At 40.6% G+C, this 16,421-nt stretch carries 15 protein-coding genes; 6 read left to right on the top strand and 9 right to left on the bottom strand.

The annotated features are described in order from the left end of the window. Positions 1-65: 65 nt before the first annotated feature. The 3 genes from hcp to ACLKML_RS06420 all read right to left on the bottom strand — a co-directional run bounded on the left by hcp (position 66) and on the right by ACLKML_RS06420 (position 4,552). The gene (gene hcp / locus ACLKML_RS06430; RefSeq protein WP_413282888.1) at positions 66-1,727 is read right to left on the bottom strand and encodes a hydroxylamine reductase; all 1,662 of its coding nucleotides are present in this window, start codon (positions 1,725-1,727) and stop codon (positions 66-68) included. Between the two features lie 250 nt (positions 1,728-1,977). Then, positions 1,978-3,507: a nitric oxide reductase transcriptional regulator NorR gene (norR, locus tag ACLKML_RS06425; RefSeq protein ID WP_413282887.1), complete on the bottom strand. Its 1,530-nt coding sequence runs from the start codon at positions 3,505-3,507 to the stop codon at positions 1,978-1,980. 151 nt (positions 3,508-3,658) lie between these two features. Continuing rightward, a complete protein-coding gene (locus ACLKML_RS06420) occupies positions 3,659-4,552 on the bottom strand; it encodes a DMT family transporter (protein WP_413282886.1) in 894 nt (297 codons plus the stop codon). A gap of 292 nt (positions 4,553-4,844) precedes the next feature. Here ACLKML_RS06420 and ACLKML_RS06415 point away from each other — a divergent pair, with 292 nt between their 5' ends. Next, a complete protein-coding gene (locus ACLKML_RS06415; RefSeq protein WP_413282885.1) occupies positions 4,845-4,997 on the top strand; it encodes a hypothetical protein in 153 nt (50 codons plus the stop codon). Between the two features lie 261 nt (positions 4,998-5,258). Beyond that, entirely contained in the window at positions 5,259-5,984 is a 726-nt protein-coding gene (locus ACLKML_RS06410; RefSeq protein ID WP_413282884.1) for a ParA family protein, read from the top strand. A 141-nt stretch (positions 5,985-6,125) separates the two neighbouring features. Here ACLKML_RS06410 and ACLKML_RS06405 read toward each other — a convergent pair whose 3' ends face one another. Continuing rightward, the gene (locus tag ACLKML_RS06405) at positions 6,126-6,917 is read right to left on the bottom strand and encodes an RNA-guided endonuclease TnpB family protein (protein ID WP_413282883.1); all 792 of its coding nucleotides are present in this window, start codon (positions 6,915-6,917) and stop codon (positions 6,126-6,128) included. Positions 6,918-6,975: 58 nt separating this feature from the next. Between ACLKML_RS06405 and tnpA the strand changes: the two genes are divergently transcribed. The 4 genes from tnpA to ACLKML_RS06385 are packed head-to-tail and all read left to right on the top strand — an operon-like array spanning position 6,976 to position 10,085. Continuing rightward, entirely contained in the window at positions 6,976-7,299 is a 324-nt protein-coding gene (gene tnpA / locus ACLKML_RS06400) for an IS66 family insertion sequence element accessory protein TnpA (RefSeq protein ID WP_413282882.1), read from the top strand. Next, positions 7,296-7,649, top strand: coding sequence for an IS66 family insertion sequence element accessory protein TnpB (tnpB, locus tag ACLKML_RS06395; protein ID WP_413282881.1), 354 nt, complete (start codon positions 7,296-7,298; stop codon positions 7,647-7,649). The genes tnpA and tnpB overlap by 4 nt, the downstream gene beginning before the upstream one ends. Before the next feature lie 59 nt (positions 7,650-7,708). Then, positions 7,709-9,220, top strand: coding sequence for an IS66 family transposase (gene tnpC / locus ACLKML_RS06390; protein WP_413282880.1), 1,512 nt, complete (start codon positions 7,709-7,711; stop codon positions 9,218-9,220). Between the two features lie 52 nt (positions 9,221-9,272). After that, positions 9,273-10,085, top strand: a complete 813-nt coding sequence (locus ACLKML_RS06385) for a BspA family leucine-rich repeat surface protein (protein WP_413282879.1) — start codon at positions 9,273-9,275, stop codon at positions 10,083-10,085. Positions 10,086-10,365: 280 nt separating this feature from the next. Here the strand turns inward: ACLKML_RS06385 and ACLKML_RS06380 are convergent, their stop codons facing one another. The 5 genes from ACLKML_RS06380 to ACLKML_RS06360 form a co-directional block, all read right to left on the bottom strand. Beyond that, entirely contained in the window at positions 10,366-11,322 is a 957-nt protein-coding gene (locus tag ACLKML_RS06380; protein WP_413282878.1) for a P1 family peptidase, read from the bottom strand. A gap of 76 nt (positions 11,323-11,398) precedes the next feature. Then, positions 11,399-12,217: a Cof-type HAD-IIB family hydrolase gene (locus ACLKML_RS06375; RefSeq protein WP_413282877.1), complete on the bottom strand. Its 819-nt coding sequence runs from the start codon at positions 12,215-12,217 to the stop codon at positions 11,399-11,401. A 41-nt stretch (positions 12,218-12,258) separates the two neighbouring features. After that, positions 12,259-13,686 carry a diguanylate cyclase gene (locus tag ACLKML_RS06370; protein WP_413282876.1) on the bottom strand — a complete coding sequence of 476 codons (1,428 nt, stop codon included), beginning with the start codon at positions 13,684-13,686 and terminating at the stop codon, positions 12,259-12,261. Between the two features lie 168 nt (positions 13,687-13,854). Continuing rightward, positions 13,855-15,786, bottom strand: coding sequence for a DUF4105 domain-containing protein (locus ACLKML_RS06365; RefSeq protein WP_413282875.1), 1,932 nt, complete (start codon positions 15,784-15,786; stop codon positions 13,855-13,857). Positions 15,787-15,928: 142 nt separating this feature from the next. Then, the gene (locus tag ACLKML_RS06360) at positions 15,929-16,414 is read right to left on the bottom strand and encodes a DUF3015 domain-containing protein (protein ID WP_317715978.1); all 486 of its coding nucleotides are present in this window, start codon (positions 16,412-16,414) and stop codon (positions 15,929-15,931) included. Positions 16,415-16,421 lie beyond the last annotated feature (7 nt).

Genomic DNA, 16,421 nt, shown 5'->3' with positions numbered 1-16,421 from the left:
AAAATCTCCATCGAACAAAAATTAAAAAACCGGTAATGAATAATCATTACCGGCAAAAACAATAATTAAGCGGCTAAGATGGTTTTTAGATCATCTTCTACGTTACCAATACTGCGCATATCGAACTCTTTTTGCATAATAGCGAGCAAATTATCAGTTAGGAAAGCAGGCGCTGTTGGTCCGGTATAAATACCTTTCAAACCAAGAGCAAATAGCGTCAGTAAGATAACAATCGCTTTTTGTTCAAACCAAGATAAAACCAATGTGAGTGGCAACTCGTTAATATCGCAATCAAACTCTTTAGATAACGCAATAGCCAGCTGAATAGCAGAATAAGCATCGTTACATTGGCCAACATCAAGCAAACGCGGAATACCGTTAATGTCTCCAAATTCACCCTTATTAAAACGGAATTTACCGCATGCTAAAGTCAAAATAACACTGTCTTCCGGCGCTTGTGCGGTAAAATCAGTGTAATAGCTTCTCTCGGCTTTATCGCCATCACAGCCGCCAACGAGGAAGAAATGGCGAATGTTTCCTTGTTTCACTTGGTCCACTACAGCAGGAGCTGCAGCCATTAATGCATTGCGACCAAATCCAACGGTGATCATTTGTTCTATTTCATCATGTTTGAAACCTTCTTGTGCTAGTGCACAATCTATTACTGCTGAGAAATCATCACCTTCAACATGACTAACACCTGGCCACCCGACAATACTACGAGTAAACAAACGGTCTGCATATTGGCCTACATTTGGATTGAGTAGACAGTTAGAGGTCATCACAATAGCGCCAGGGAAATTGGCAAATTCTTTTTGCTGGTTTTGCCATGCACTGCCGTAATTTCCAACTAAGTGAGGATATTTTTTCAGCTCCGGATATGAGTGACCAGGGAGCATTTCACCATTGGTGTAAACATTAATGCCTTGGCCTTCAGTTTGCTGCAGTATTTTCTCTAAATCATGTAAGTCATGACCAGAGACTAGAATAGCCTTGCCTTTAACCGTTTTAACGTTAACTTGTGACGGCTCTGGATGGCCAAAGGTATCCGTTTCTCCTTTGTCCAACATTTCCATGATGCGATAATTGACTAAACCAATCTTCATTGACATATCGAGTAGCGCTTTAAGATCGGTAGGATCGGTTCCTAACCACGCCATTATTTTGTGATATTCACCATACACTTCTACGTCGGTTTGAGATAAAACACGTGCGTGTTCAAGATAAGCTGCCGCTCCTTTTAAACCGTATAAACACAACAAACGAAGCCCGATAACATCTTCATGTTGACTTTCATGACCGCGATTAACTGCCGCTTGAGGAGCCAGCTTAATAAGCTCTTCAGGATCATTTGGAAGGTCAAATTTAGCAGCAGGAGAAAGAGTCGGAATATCAAAGCCAGTAACCAAGGCAGCCGCGCGAACTTTTTCTTCTAAACGTTTTTTAAAGGCATTCGATTGCTGAGCAAATTCAATTACGCGTGCTGGGTCAAAGTTAACATTGGTTAAAGTAGAGAAAAATGCTTTAGGAGCCCATTGATCAATTTCATCATCAATTACATTGACTGAACGGCCGACTTCGGCCCAAAAAGAGACACCTTGTAATGAATATACTAATACATCTTGAAGATCGGATACTTCCGCTGTCTTACCACACATACCTTGAGTGTAAGAACAACCTTTACTGACAGGGGTTTGAATCGTTTGTTCACATTGAATACAAAACATTATAAAGCTCCAGTTAGTCTACTATCGCTACCAGCTATTCAATTTTTATATGCTGGTAGCTAATTGATTTCCACTAACTAAAGCACTATTCGTGCCAACCATTAACCCATTGTTTTTCATGACTTTATTATAAGGTAACATTTGTAATGATGTCATTTAAACATCTCGATTGATGTCATTTATACATCCTATCTATCTCTAACTCAGTATAAATAAACTCGTTGCAGAATCCACTCGATAAAAATATCCATTATTCGATTCCTAATTTTTTACCCATTCGATACAGATTGCCTCGGTCCATTTGCAGACGTTCTGCAGCTTTAGCCCAAATTCCATCCGACTGCTGAAGCGCATTTTCTATAAGCTGCTTTTGGAAATCTAATATACTTTCACGCATTGACTTTGACTGAAGCGCTAAATTAACCTGTTTATTCGGCTCTTTTAACGGTTTGTCTTCCATACCAAAATGACTGCGTTTAATAATATACTCCCCTTGTTGTATCGCTCGTAAGCTTACTCGCATTAAGGTATGCTCCAACTCACGTACGTTGCCTAACCAAGACTGAGTTTCCATATATTCAATACACCTTGGATGAATATGTAGGTTAGGAATATTGAATTGCGTTCGCACTTTCTCCAACAAATAGCCGGCTAAAACAGGAATATCACCTTCTCTTTCCCGTAAAGGTGGAATATAAATAGGAAAAACATTCAATCGATGAAACAAATCCGATCGAAAGCGCCCTTCACTCACTTCTTTTTCCAAATCTCTATTGGTTGCCGCAATAATACGCACATCAACAAAGCTATTTTTATCTGCACCAACTCTTTGCACTTCACCCTGCTGTATGACTCTAAGCAGTTTAGCTTGAAGTTGAATGGGTAATTCACCGATTTCATCAAGAAAGATCGTTCCTTCATTGGCTAACTCGAACTTACCAGCACGATGGTTATTTGCACCGGTAAAAGCCCCTTTAACATGACCAAATAGTTCGCTTTCTGCTATCGATTCAGGCAAAGCCGCACAATTAACATAGATCATCGCCTTGTCACTACGATCCGATTGTTCATGTACCGCGTGAGCAACTAACTCTTTGCCTGTACCGGTTTCGCCGGAAATTAATACTGAGAAGTTAGATTTCGCCACCATTGCAATACTATTCTTTAGGTAGGTCATTTGTGAACTCACACCAACCAACTTACCCTGCTTGTCTCTTGCTTGCTCGATTAACTGTTGATTAATTGACTTTTGCTGACGATTAGATTCTTGCAAGGATTCGAATAATGAAATGTTGCGCAAGGTTGCAGCAGCCAAGGCGGCAAAGGTCTCGATAGTTATGGAGTCTATTTGTTCAAATGCCCCCACTTCAAGAGCATCTAAGGTCAAAATACCCACTATTTTGTCCTCTACATACAAACTGCACCCCATACAATCGTGTACATCAATATGTTCATCAGGCATGGCTAATAACAAACCATCAAATGGATCAGGCAATTCAGAGGAAGCGTTAAATCGAATAGGTTGCTTACTATTGAGGATTTGTTGTAGACGAGGATGATTGTCAGGAAAAAATTTTCTCCCCAAAACCGATGTAGATAAACCACTAACGGCGACTGGAACTAAGAAGTTTTTTTTATCCAAAATAAATAGAGCACTCGCATCACAAGGTAAAACTTGGTTTACAGCGTCAATAAGTTTTTGATAATGCTGTTCTTTAGGTTGTGAACGACTTAAATCTAAAGCTATTTGTAATAAGACGGTATCAAGAGATGGTTTCATTTTACGCTCTGAGTTTTGTTACAGAGCAACACGATGTCATTTATACATCACCAGAGAATTGATTCAGGACAAACTTTGCTTAAAACGCCTCTTTAGTGGTAGGTGGTAGGTGGTAAATCATATTTACCATCTACCATTATAATCAGAAAATTTAACTAACTTTAGTCAGAACTCGTCGGCCACTACTTTCCCAATGAGTAATAAAGGCAACGGCAGCGATAATAATCGCTGCACCTAACCATAATCGTCCCGGAGGCACCCAACCAAATACAATCCACCCCAACAATACATTCAATGGCAACTTAGCGTGATCGAAAGGTTGCACAAATGAGGCGTCTGCAACCGCATAGGCTTTTACTATCGCCCATTGAGCCAACGCTGTCATGGCTCCAGCTGCAACCAAAAATAGCCACGATGTTGCACTGCTAGGCATGGTCCAATCCGGCACAGCCAATAGAATATTAAATGGCGTGATAAGTACCAATAGATAAACCACCATAGTAGAAGGTGAGTCGTCAGTAGACAGTTTTTTTACCATTAATGAATAACAGGCCCAAAAAAATGCCGCTCCAATCGGCAACAAAGAAGCCAGATTAAAATTTTCGCTCCACGGCTCTAGAATAATCATAGCGCCTGCAAATCCGGTCAATGTCGCACCCCAACGAACAAGACCCACTTTTTCTTTAAGGAACAACCCAGAGCCAACTGTCGCAAACAGTGGTGATGTCATCAATAGAGCGATCCCCTGCCAAATAGGAACAGGGTAAGCGAGTGCCCACATCCATAATTGGATACCGATAACAGACAAAAAGACCCTAAATATATGCATTTTCAAATGACGGGTTGTTAATGATTGCCTTATACCAAGTGTTTTTAAATAAGGAAGAATAACTATCAGCGCAACCGCATACTGAATTAACGCAACAGAAGTTGAGGAAAGAGAAAAGTGAATACTAACGTATTGCGCAAGGCTATTAACAATGGCAAATGCTAACCCAGCAGTTAGCATCCAGCTTGCACCTAAAACGGGGGAGTGATTGGACATATAAGTTTCGACCTAATATTTGGTAGAGCAATAATAAGTGAATTAGCACTAATCCGCTAATGGTATTGCATAAAACCTAAATGGTAATGGTTCTGCCGATTAGACGCTAATTGATATTAATTACTACTAATCACAATCTAACAAAGCCTATATGAATAAAAAATTCAGTAATAGCAGGCTTTATTTACAATAAGAAACAAGATTTGGTAATTAAATTACGAAATAAGTTGATTTAGGTCACACTTTAAGCAATAATGTGAACTCAAACATAATCAAACACAAGGTAAATACTATGAGTTCTATTTTAAGTTCACAAATCATCTCAGAAACAGAAAAATCAGATAGCAAAGCAACATCAATTCTTCGTGAATTAGCAGCTGTACTTACAATGTTTGCTGTTACTGCAACGGTTGTCGTATCACTTAGCTTAACTTGGATTGCATAAAAGCAATCAACCTACATGATGTAAATGTTTAAAAAGCTATGTGTACAACTGTCCGTTCAATTGGCTAATACTTTTAGCTCAATTTGACAACAGTTGATGTTAATGGCTATTTATTAATAACGATATTTTTTTGCTATTTATTGAAAATTTGCATGCATTGTTTTTTTTTCAATACGCTATGCTATTTTTGAACACACTAAATCCCAATATACTGATGACTGCCAGTCACTAAGTATTTTAGTATAGTTTGGGGTAGTTAGTATGCTCAGGCGTAAAATTAGCATCGTTCACGCAAAATCAAAAAACATCTTAATACTCAACCTCAAAGGTGGAGTCGGTAAGTCAACGCTAGCAGTCAATCTCACATCAAAGTTATGTTTAGCACGTCAAAGAGTAGAGCTTATTGATAGTGATAAACAAGGCTCATCTTATTCTTGGGCAAAAAATATAGAGCAAATAAGTGCTCAACATATTAATTTTAACTTTCGTAGTTATTCGCATATTGCTTCATCAGTGAAAGTCGATAAAGATGCTCAATATATTATTATTGATTCGCCAGCGAATATGGATGACAGTCAGATAAAAAAATATCTGATGGTCGCAGATTTTGTTTTAATTCCTCTTCAACCCTCACCAGTAGATCTGCATACTTCTCTGCCTTTTATTGAAAAGGTCATAGCTAACCTTGCTACCATTAGCAATAAAAAAGTACAAATAGGCTTTGTGATAAATCGATGTACTGAACACAATCCGCAAGTAGAAAAAATTACTAAGCTGCTCAGCTTATTTAAACAATATCAAACGTTAGGTTTAATGAGTGACTCTTATTTATACCAAGAACCGTTTCAAAATACGGCGTTAAATGAGATAACATTAGACACGGAATTATGGACCAATGTATTTAATTGGTTAGGTTTAAATTCTTCTAAAAGTACTATAATGCAGTTTCCATCGATTTTGTCTAGGTACTTACAATATAATCAATAATTATACAAAGAAAATAGACCATTGTCTTAATGGCCTATAAATGTAAATTTGGTTATAAAAGAACACTTTTCTAGGTGACTACTCACCGCCCGTTGGGCGATGCTTCTTATTTCGTTAGCCAGTGCTCGATAGTATCGAGGCTTATGCGGCTTCCATAAGCAGAAACGACTGTCCAGCCGCTTTTAATTCTAGAATACCTTTATCACGAATATTAAGAGCCGCATTTAGATCCCGATCTATATCTGTAGTACCACAAGAGGGGCAATCCCACTTGCGAACCGATAAATCCATTTCCTTCATTTTATGACCGCAACTGTGGCATGTTTTAGAGCTGGCGTACCACTGATCGAGTTTAACAAGATGTTTGCCTTGCTCTTTCAATTTGTACTCCAGCTTAACAACAAAGCTATGCCATGAAGCATCTGCTATGTGTTTCGCTAGTTTGCGGTTTTTCATCATATTGGCCGATTTCAATGTCTCTACAATCACAGCGTGGTTTTTGTCTACGAGTGTTCGAGATAGTTTATGTTGGAAATCAGCGCGAGCGTTCGCTGTCTTTTCGTGGCTTTTTGCAACAAGCAAACGAGCTTTAGCTCTGTTTGCGCTACCTTTGGCCTTGCGCGAAAGCTGCTTCTGTTTGCGTCTAAGATTCTTCTCAGCACGCTTTACGAATCGCGGGTTAGCTTCTTTCTTACCGTTCGATTGAATAACAAAGTGTGATAACCCCAAATCAATACCAGTGATTTTATCGATTGAGTGAATCAAGCTAGGCGTTTCAACGCCATCATCCATAAGAATGGACGCATAAAACTTACCTGTTTTCCTCAAACTGAGAGTAATGCTTTTAACCTTACCAATGATCTCACGATGGATATTTGCCTCTATTGGCTTCATTTTTGGCAGCTTAATGTATCCGCCCCATAAACCCCACATTCAAATAAGCTGACTGGCAATTTATGCTCTTAACTCCAACAATTAAGGAGATAAGAGCATGGTTAATCGACGTAGTGACCAGGAATGGTTGGGACTTTTACAGCAATACGAAAGCAGCGCTTTAACCCAGAAAGAATTTTGCCGACAGAATAAGCTCGCACTTTCCACTTTCTTTACTAAACGACGCTCGCTGCAATTGACAGGTGAAAGCCATCAGAGTAGCTTTGTTCGCGCAGAAGTGGTTGAGCAAACTACCCGTTATCAAGTGGCTCAACCTGAACTGGCGAATATGACGCTCAGTTTTAATGATGTCGAGTTGAGCGTTCCGCAAGGAACACCAACCCAGTATTTGGCAAAACTCATCTGTGCGCTTCAATCATGAAAGGGTTAGTGAATCCCCCTACGATTTACCTTTATCGTGAGTTCGTCGACTTTAGAAAATCCATTAACGGTCTTGCGGCATTGGTTGAGTCTGAAACGGATTTGTCCCTGAACTCTGGTGCGCTCTTCCTGTTTACCAATAAGCAGCGCGATAAAATGAAGGTGCTCTATTGGGATAAAACGGGCTTTGCTCTTTGGTACAAACGCCTTGAAAAAGCCAAGTTCAAATGGCCGTCCAAGGAGAAAAACCAAGTGTTTACTTTAAGCCAATTTGAGTTAGAAAGACTCCTTGCAGGCTTTACGATAATCGGCCATAAATCGGTTGAAATACACGATTTTACAATGAGTTAATCACGATAAAAGTCAGATATATCAGGTATTCCTATGGTCTTTTTAGTATAATAAATGCCATGAAAAAGACGCCTGATATTAACCCTGACAGCCAAGATGTCGCCGAGCTTCAAGCGATGGTGAAAGCCCTGATGGCTGAAAAAGAATCCCTTCTTGAGCAGTTCAAACTGGCTATCGACCGCCAGTTCGCCAAACGTGCCGAAACACTCAAACCTTATGATGAAGCGCAGGGTGACCTGTTCAATGAGGTGGAATGTGAAGCCCCTGCTGATGAGCAAGAAGAAGTGGTTACGACCACTACAATCAAAAAAGTGCGTGGTAAACGCAAACCTCTTCCTAAAGACCTACCGCGTGAGCAAATCGTGCTGGACTTGGATGATAAAGAGAAAGTCTGCTCGTGTTGCCAGCACCCGTTGCATAAAATCGGTGAAGACAGCAGCGAAAAGCTTGAGTTTACCCCTGCGGTATTGAAGGTGCTGGAATATGTTCGCCCTAAGTACGGCTGTCGCCAGTGCGAAAAAGACGCAGATAAAGTCAGCATCGTTCAAAAGCCTGCCCCTGCCAGTCTTATCCCAAAAAGCTTTGCCACAGAAAGCCTGCTAAGCAACATCATTTTAGGCAAATATCAGTACGCACTGCCACTTTATCGTCAGGAAAGCCTGTTCGAGCAATCAGGCATTGAACTGTCCCGAACGACCATGGCACGTTGGGTCATGCAGGTCAGCGAGCACTTTACTCCGCTCTATCAAGCTCTGCAAAAACACCTTCTGGAGCAAGTAGTGGTGCAAGCGGATGAAACGCCGCTCAATGTCCTTAAAGAAGACAAGAAATGCTACATGTGGGTTTACGCATCAGGTGCGGATTCACCCGATGCGAGTCTGAAAGGGGTCAAAAATATCGTCTTGTTCGATTATCAAAATGGTCGTTCAAGGGCATGTCCTATCGCCTTCCTTGGTGAGTACGATGGTTATTTACAAACGGATGGCTACAAAGCTTATGACGGGCTGCCAAAGGTGAAACACCTTGGCTGCCTTGCTCACGCACGTCGCAAATTTATGGATGCCAAAAAACTGCAAGGCAAAGGAAAGGCGGGCAAAGCGGATATCGCGCTGGCGAAAATCCAAAAGCTGTATGCACTGGAAACTCGCCTGAAAGGCCAAACCGCAGAGCAGCGATTAACTGAGCGGCAAAAGTTGGCGAAGCCAATGCTGGATGACTTACATAAATGGCTGACATCGCAAAAGGTAATAGAATCGAGCCAGTTAGGTAAAGCGATAAAATACACGGTTGGTCAGTGGCCTAAACTTGTTCGGTATGTGGAAGATGGCCACTTATCTATCGATAATAACCGAGCGGAACGTGCAATTAAGTCTCTGGTTATTGGGAGAAAAAATTGGTTATTCTCCGATACACCGAAAGGTGCAGGTGCTAGCGCGATGCTTTACAGCATCATCGAAACTGCGAAAGCGAATGGGCTTATCCTTTACGATTATCTGGTTCAGTGCATGAAAGAGTTGGCCAAACCAGAGCCAGATATCGATTCACTTCTTCCTTGGAACTTCCTTCACTAATAATGCGCCTGTGGGTTTATGGGGCGCTCACAATACTTCTAATGTGATAAGTATGAACGGGGTGTTTATTAATGCAACCTCCTTTAATCAACCCATAGGTAACTGGGACACTTCCAATGTGACCACTATGGAAAGCATGTTTGGTAAGGCAAAATCATTCAATCAACCAATAGGTGATTGGGATACTTCCAAGGTTACCAATATGAACAATATGTTTAATGAGTCAGACTTATTTAATCAGTCCATAGGTGATTGGGACACCTCTAAAGTAGAGAATATGTATGGCATGTTTCGTAGAGCAAGTTCCTTTAATCAACCAATAAGTGGCTGGGATACTTCCAATGTGACTAATATGAGCTTGATGTTTAGTCTTGCAGCCTCCTTTAATCAGCCTATTGGTAATTGGAACACCGCCAATGTAACTAATATGTCAATGATGCTTAATTATGCAACCTCCTTTAATCAACCCATAGGCAACTGGAACACTTCCAGTGTGACCAATATGATCATGATATTTGGTAGTGCAACCTCGTTTAATCAACCCATAGGCAACTGGAACACTTCCAATGTAACTAATATGATAGGCATGTTTCGTGACGCAACCTCCTTCAATCAACCAATAGGTGATTGGGATACTTCCAATGTGTCCTATATGGGAGCTATGTTTAATAAAGCAACCTCCTTCAATCAACCAATAGGTAATTGGGATACTTCCAACGTGACTGAGATGGGATATATGTTTCGTGACGCAACCACTTTCAATCAACCAATAGGTGATTGGGATACTTCCAATGTGACTGATATGAGATACATGTTTGATGGTGCTAAATCATTTGAATCAAAAAATGCCCCAAAGTTTAAATAGTTTGAAGCGCCCCATAAAGGGACACCACCATGATAAATAAATCAACCTTAAAAAAAGGGTTAATCGGTTTTGGCCTATTTATCCTACTTTGGTCGGTGATTGCCCCTTATAGCCTCCAATATTGGTTTGTGTATCTTATTGCCGACAAATCTACCAGATTTAAAAATCTGAGAATAGCAACGTAAAAATACTGATACGAAAATAAAGTGGAAACTGAATTCGTAACAAAGCCTGAATTGAATGCGACAAGGTTAAAAATTCATTTTCCAACTATAAAACCCTAGCCTAAGCCTTTAATTCCATAGCGTGTTTCTGCCGCTTTTACCGCTCTAATGACCGCAGTAGCCATGACTTCAGCAGCCAATGCGCCTAGCATAGAAACATCAGCTTTTTTATCCCCAGTCGACAAAGTAAATATGGTGTCGCCATCGTGTAACGTATGGATAGGATTAATCACACGAGCAAAACCATCATGCGCCATCATAGATACTTTGGTGGCTTGAGCTTTGGTCAAAGAAGCATTGGTTGCGATGGCACCGATGGTTGTATTAGATGCAGTGACCTTAGATTCATCGCCACTACCGAGCAATTGTTTATAAACATTCATTGCTCCTGCAAACCCTGATTTATCGTCGTTCAATACACCGGCAATAATCTCTCCAGACACAGGGTTAATAACATCACCTACACTATTTACTGCCACAATCGCGCCGATAACAATGCCATTACAGGTCATACTCGCGGTCCCTAACCCACCTTTCATCGCCAGATCCATGCCTTTCGTTTTACCGACCGACGCCCCCGTGCCTGCTCCTACATTGCCACAACGAGTTTCGTCAGTTTTAGCATTTACACAGGCTTGATACCCCATGCTCTTATCTGGTCTAGCGTGATAATCCGCAACTGGCAAATCAAAAAGCACGGCACTAGGAACAATGGGAACAACCCCCACGCCCACATCATAACCTCTGCCGTTTTCTTCACACCATGTCATTACACCGTCTGCCCCGGCCAGCCCATAAGCGCTGCCACCACCAAGATACACGGCATGCACTCCTTGAATTAAATTGACGGGGTTGAGTGCATCGGTTTCTCGCGTTCCGGGACCTCCACCAGCGACATCCTCGCCACAAACGGCGGCATTATCTGGCAGAATAACGGTGCATCCTGTTCCACCTATGTCGTCTTGAGCGTGTCCAATCTTAATTCCGGGCACATCACAAATTGAATCACGCATAACTTAGCTCCTTGCTTGTATGTTCATGTTGTTGATCAGTAATTTCGGTTGAACTCATCCTTAATTCTTCCAAAAATCACTTGAGTCTGTCACGGATAAGATCCGCCAAACCACCTTGATTATTATCACTATCACAGACTAAATCAGCGATATTTTTTACTGTGTCATCCGCGTTTTTCATTGCGACACCTAATCCAGCGAGCTTTAGCATCGAAATATCATTGTGATTATCGCCTACCGCCATAACTTGATTCGGTTGATAACCAATTTGACCGATGTATTCAGCTAAACGTATTCCTTTATTATTGCCCTTTAAAGCAAAATCCACTCTATTTGACCATGATTTTTCACCCGAAAAATGCTCAGTAACGAGCTCGGACTGCTGCATAAGCTCTATCGCTTCTGGTTCGCCTTCAATCACGAATTTCCAAACATACTCAGCGGCGTCAATTTGTTGCTGTAGCGATTCGGCTGGTCGGATCATGGGTTGCATTTGCGTCGCAAAATTCTCTGCCCAACGTTGCATGGCACCAATATAATCCGGTGAATTAATACGTGAATACACCATAGAATGTGTATCATATAGCACCACTTTCATTTGATTACGTTCAGCTAATTCTAGAAACTGTTTGGCTATGTTATGTGGTACAGCGTTTTGAGAAACAATTTCATCGTTAACGAAATCATAAATATAGGTGCCATTACAGCAGATTACCGGCGTATCTAAATTCAATTCTGCATGATACGGCTTAACCGCGGTGTGATGGCGTCCTGTCACTAGTACAACATGGCAAGATTGTTTTACTTCGATGATCGCGGCTTTAACGTCAGGGTGGATCTTATGATCGCTATTTAATACTGTTCCATCTAAATCAAGCGCTAACACTTTTAACATAATTTTCCTCACCCTGCTGTTGGTCGATATTTAAGATACACTTATCCATTGTCACTGAAAATCTGATTACGTCCATTCTTTTTCGCTTGATACATGGCAATATCTGCCCGATGCACTAATGAATCTATATTTTCATTTCCTAGCCGCTCTACCACTCCAATACTCACGGTAACCTTTGGCTTAACCAATTGATTTTCTATTGTTAGTCTGAGTTTTTCTAAGCTTGCGATAGCTTGCTCTACATTACAATCAGGCAAAAGAATAATAAACTCTTCTCCTCCCCAGCGACAAATATGGCCAAGACCTTCTAGTTGTGATTGACAAGCGTGAGCAACACGCTGTAAGACATGATCACCAATTTGGTGACCGTAACTATCATTAACCGATTTAAAATGGTCTATATCCAGCAGCGCAATTGACAGTGGTTTACCCGATTGGTTGCTCAATTTAGATTCTTTAACCACAATATCATCAAATGCTTGACGATTAGCTATACCTGTCAATTTATCGGTATGAGCCATCTTAACTAACCGAGTCTGATAGCCTTTGACACTATAATGGATCACCAATAAAACAAGAAATGCGACCGCAATACTTAAAGAAAAATCTTTTAACAACGTGGTAATAAAGCTCCGTTTATCGAAGGTATCTTTTTGCTGAACCATAATGTACCACTGAAACTCTTCTACCCACCGGCTACTAATATAAAACTCGTCGCCTTCAGCAGAATAAGAACTACTCATACTGGGTGTAGTAAGAATCTGTGTTGCCAGCGATTGCAATCCCTCTTTGTCTTGAATAGTGTTAAAACCGAGTGGTTGTGAGCCATGCAGCGTCACTTCGCCTAATTCATTGATAAAATAAATTTCTCTATTGTAGCGTTTCTTATATTTTTCAATAATCCCCGCAACAGCATTTGAACTAAGACCGACACCAATTACTCCCATAAATCGACGCTGAAAATCGTATACTCGATAGTTCACAAAAACCACAATATCATTTCTGTTGGCGGTATCTTGATCAATATTAACTTCGTATTCTATTCCAGGATCCTGTGACTTTACTCGGAAGTACCAAGCATCGTCAGGGTCGTCTTGTGAAACTTGCTTCAAAATACCACTATAATGATAATAATTTCGGGTTTTATCCGACACAAAAAAGCTGGTTACGGTTCCGTATTGTTGCTTTATTTCGTTGAGATATTGAACAATTTTGTCGGTGGTGACTTCACCTGATAACGTCCAATCTCGGACAAACGTATCCTGAGCCATCAAGGAAGAAATAAAAATTGGCCGTATAAGATCTTGTTGTATTTCTGAATAGATATTATCGCTAGTGAGAGGCAGAGAATCTTGCTTTATTTGCTCTTCTAATGTTTCGTGTGCAACCTGATAACTCACAAAACTGGTAATAATAAAACCACATAGAATTAAGCTAACAAGTAGCCAGGTAAGTCGAGTATGAGTCATTGATAAAATTAATATTACAATTGAATTTATGTATCTTAATGCATGTATGAGGCATCAATTGACCAAACCTAATACTTATGTGATTTTAATCACATTTTAAATCTAGTTAACGCAGATTTAAAATGCTCACCGACAAGATAATTTGTTATGAAAGCACGAACGGGCCACTTAATAATAGAAATAAGCGGTGAATTTGGCGGAAATATCCTCTTTATACCAATCTTGGTATTGAACTTGATTGCGAATCGCGACCTGTCGATTCAGAGTCCATTGCCAAGTTGCAGTTACTGTCGTGTCCTGCTTTGCTTTTGAATCGAATAAAGATAAATAATTTGCTTGCAACCCAATACGATGATCATGAGTCATTTGGTACAGTATTCCCGCTTCTACACCTAGGCCCAGCGTAATATCATAATCTGTGAGTTCACCATGGCTGATCTCACTTGAGAACAAGGTGTAAAGGTGTAGGCCATCAGAACGCCCCCAAGCTTTTCCGGTGCCACCTTGGACAAAGATTCGCCCGGCTTGTTTATCATCGGTAAGACGGCGATCAAATCCAGTACGTATATTCCACGCCAAACTATCGAACACCTGATTGCTGGGTGCAAGTGCCATTGCATCCAATAGATAAAGCTTATCAAGACGAGTTTCATCATTCTTATCAAGACTCAACTGAGTATCTAGGAAGCTAATTTGCGCTCCGGGAATAAAGCCGGCTTGTGAATCAAAAAGATCATGGTAAGCCGCGCGCCATTCAAATGTCGCTTTGTCTGCTATCTGTTTATTCGTTTGCAAGCCCAGACCAACCCGAGCGGAACCGTGCCCTTTTTCGGGAGAGACTTCCGGAACCGGCACCGATGAAAATGGAGATGGGACATTAATTTTACTACGTTGTATCAACAACTGTGTCAGTTGTTTGGCTGCAGGATCTCGTGCTAATGCTTGGTCGTACAATTCAAAATTGAGCCATTCGTACGCTAATTCAAGAATTGCGGCTTGTTCGATCGGTGTATACTTTTCAGCTTTTGGATACTCACCTGTTTTTGCCTGCACTACCGCATCAAAAAGGCTTGGTTCAATTTCATTTGCTTGATGTAATAAACGTGTACCAAATGCAGCTCGGTACTTCGGCACATGTAAAAGATTATTATTGGCTAACGTGTCTACCGTATCAGACGGTATTGCTTGCAAAGGAAAGTCACTGATAAGTGATAAGTCATCATTGGCTAATTCTAGTAACGCAAGCAGTTGATAAGAACAGTTTTCATCAAGAAAATAGTAATCAAACTCAGCGCTTTGTAACTCCCACAAATGCAGCAATATTCGAGTTACCTCCTCTTGAGACAAGTTGAGTTTGTATTCCCAAATATCTCTCGATTCCATATCGTTATATTCACGAACTTTTCGATAATATGGTACAACGGAAAACCGACCCGGATAGCTGCCGATTAAGCCTTTTATTGCAAATAAAGCGGGGTTATCTTGTGTTTCGGGTTCGGCAGCAAAATTAATGGCAAAGGCGACCAACTCTTTATGACGAGTTTGATCTCTGGCGTCAATACGTAATAATGTATGGCCAAACATAGAAGAAGGGTTATTCATAAAAGCAGTAGGAAACACCAGTGTTAATCCTTCAGGATCAATCACATCACGCCACTCTTCTAATTCGGGACAGTTAAGTTGCGCTTGCCTGCCCTGTAGTGATTCTAGCCAAGTATAACGGGCAGGATATTTACACTGTGCTGCAGTCGCGATGTCAATATCGGGGTGGTATAACGCTTCTATGCTGGCAACAAGTTCAGAATAAGGTGCCGTTTTCCCATCCGCTGCAAGAAAAAAGTCGCCTTGTTGAACGGTACTTACTGGCCCACGAATCGGTTTATCCAAGTAATGATTTAACTTCAACCAATAAGAGTGATTAGCTAACTGTTCAAGGTTTTGTTTGTTGTGAGCAAATACCTTAGGCGCGTTAATCTCAGACGTATTCGAACCAGAAATAGTAGTGGCAGAAATAATAGCGGCAGACGCACTAAAAGCAGAAACAGAAAATGATAGTAAAAAACACAATGAAACAAGGCGACCAAAAAGCGAAGATATCATGATATACCGTAATGGTTTATTGAAGTTTTCCATATTATGTTCATTTATATCAAAAATAAACAAAAGAAAAAGTGCTCCGTTGGAGCACTTAACATACTGATGTGATCAGCAAAGATTAAAAGTACTAAACTAAAATCTTTTATTAAATACGGTAGTCAGCAAGTACTGAATCGTTAGCGATCAGTGTGTTTAAGTTAACAAGAACTTCATCAGAAGTAACATTTTCTGATTTAAACACTTCAGAGAAATTTTGTTGAACAACAGCGTTGAATTCAGATTTATCCGCTTCTTCAATACCCCATACAGCAGCTAACGTAGACAGTGTTTCGCCTTCACCTTTTGCCATATCACGAGCTAAATTATCCATGTTGCCATCGATAAACATCGCTAGTTTTTCTGAAGAGGTCACTGGACCTGTGCCATCACAACCTAGAGTACCAAATGTGATACCAAAGGTTTGGTTACCAGATGTGCCGTTAGTGGTTGCCCCAAGTACTTTAAATACTTTACCTTCTTGACCAGCAAACACCATAGAACCTAGACCACAACCAATATCTTGATCAGCTAGCGCTACGTTAGAAAAAGGAGCAGCAGCAAGAACAGCCATAACTAATAACGTTTTTTTCATAATTTAT

It is taken from the genome of Vibrio sp. MA40-2 (genome assembly GCF_047302445.1).
In the GTDB taxonomy this organism is placed as follows: Bacteria; Pseudomonadota; Gammaproteobacteria; order Enterobacterales; family Vibrionaceae; genus Vibrio.
This window is presented reverse-complemented; position numbering and strand designations above follow the sequence as displayed.

Bases quoted from the DNA above. Each gene is read 5' to 3' on its own strand.
- hcp (WP_413282888.1), bottom strand. From the start codon at position 1,727: ATGTTTTGTATTCAATGTGAACAAACGATTCAAACCCCTGTCAGTAAA.
- norR (WP_413282887.1), bottom strand. From the start codon at position 3,507: ATGAAACCATCTCTTGATACCGTCTTATTACAAATAGCTTTAGATTTA.
- ACLKML_RS06420 (WP_413282886.1), bottom strand. From the start codon at position 4,552: ATGTCCAATCACTCCCCCGTTTTAGGTGCAAGCTGGATGCTAACTGCT.
- ACLKML_RS06415 (WP_413282885.1), top strand. From the start codon at position 4,845: ATGAGTTCTATTTTAAGTTCACAAATCATCTCAGAAACAGAAAAATCA.
- ACLKML_RS06410 (WP_413282884.1), top strand. From the start codon at position 5,259: ATGCTCAGGCGTAAAATTAGCATCGTTCACGCAAAATCAAAAAACATC.
- ACLKML_RS06405 (WP_413282883.1), bottom strand. From the start codon at position 6,917: ATGTGGGGTTTATGGGGCGGATACATTAAGCTGCCAAAAATGAAGCCA.
- tnpA (WP_413282882.1), top strand. From the start codon at position 6,976: ATGGTTAATCGACGTAGTGACCAGGAATGGTTGGGACTTTTACAGCAA.
- tnpB (WP_413282881.1), top strand. From the start codon at position 7,296: ATGAAAGGGTTAGTGAATCCCCCTACGATTTACCTTTATCGTGAGTTC.
- tnpC (WP_413282880.1), top strand. From the start codon at position 7,709: ATGAAAAAGACGCCTGATATTAACCCTGACAGCCAAGATGTCGCCGAG.
- ACLKML_RS06385 (WP_413282879.1), top strand. From the start codon at position 9,273: ATGAACGGGGTGTTTATTAATGCAACCTCCTTTAATCAACCCATAGGT.
- ACLKML_RS06380 (WP_413282878.1), bottom strand. From the start codon at position 11,322: ATGCGTGATTCAATTTGTGATGTGCCCGGAATTAAGATTGGACACGCT.
- ACLKML_RS06375 (WP_413282877.1), bottom strand. From the start codon at position 12,217: ATGTTAAAAGTGTTAGCGCTTGATTTAGATGGAACAGTATTAAATAGC.
- ACLKML_RS06370 (WP_413282876.1), bottom strand. From the start codon at position 13,686: ATGACTCATACTCGACTTACCTGGCTACTTGTTAGCTTAATTCTATGT.
- ACLKML_RS06365 (WP_413282875.1), bottom strand. From the start codon at position 15,786: ATGATATCTTCGCTTTTTGGTCGCCTTGTTTCATTGTGTTTTTTACTA.
- ACLKML_RS06360 (WP_317715978.1), bottom strand. From the start codon at position 16,414: ATGAAAAAAACGTTATTAGTTATGGCTGTTCTTGCTGCTGCTCCTTTT.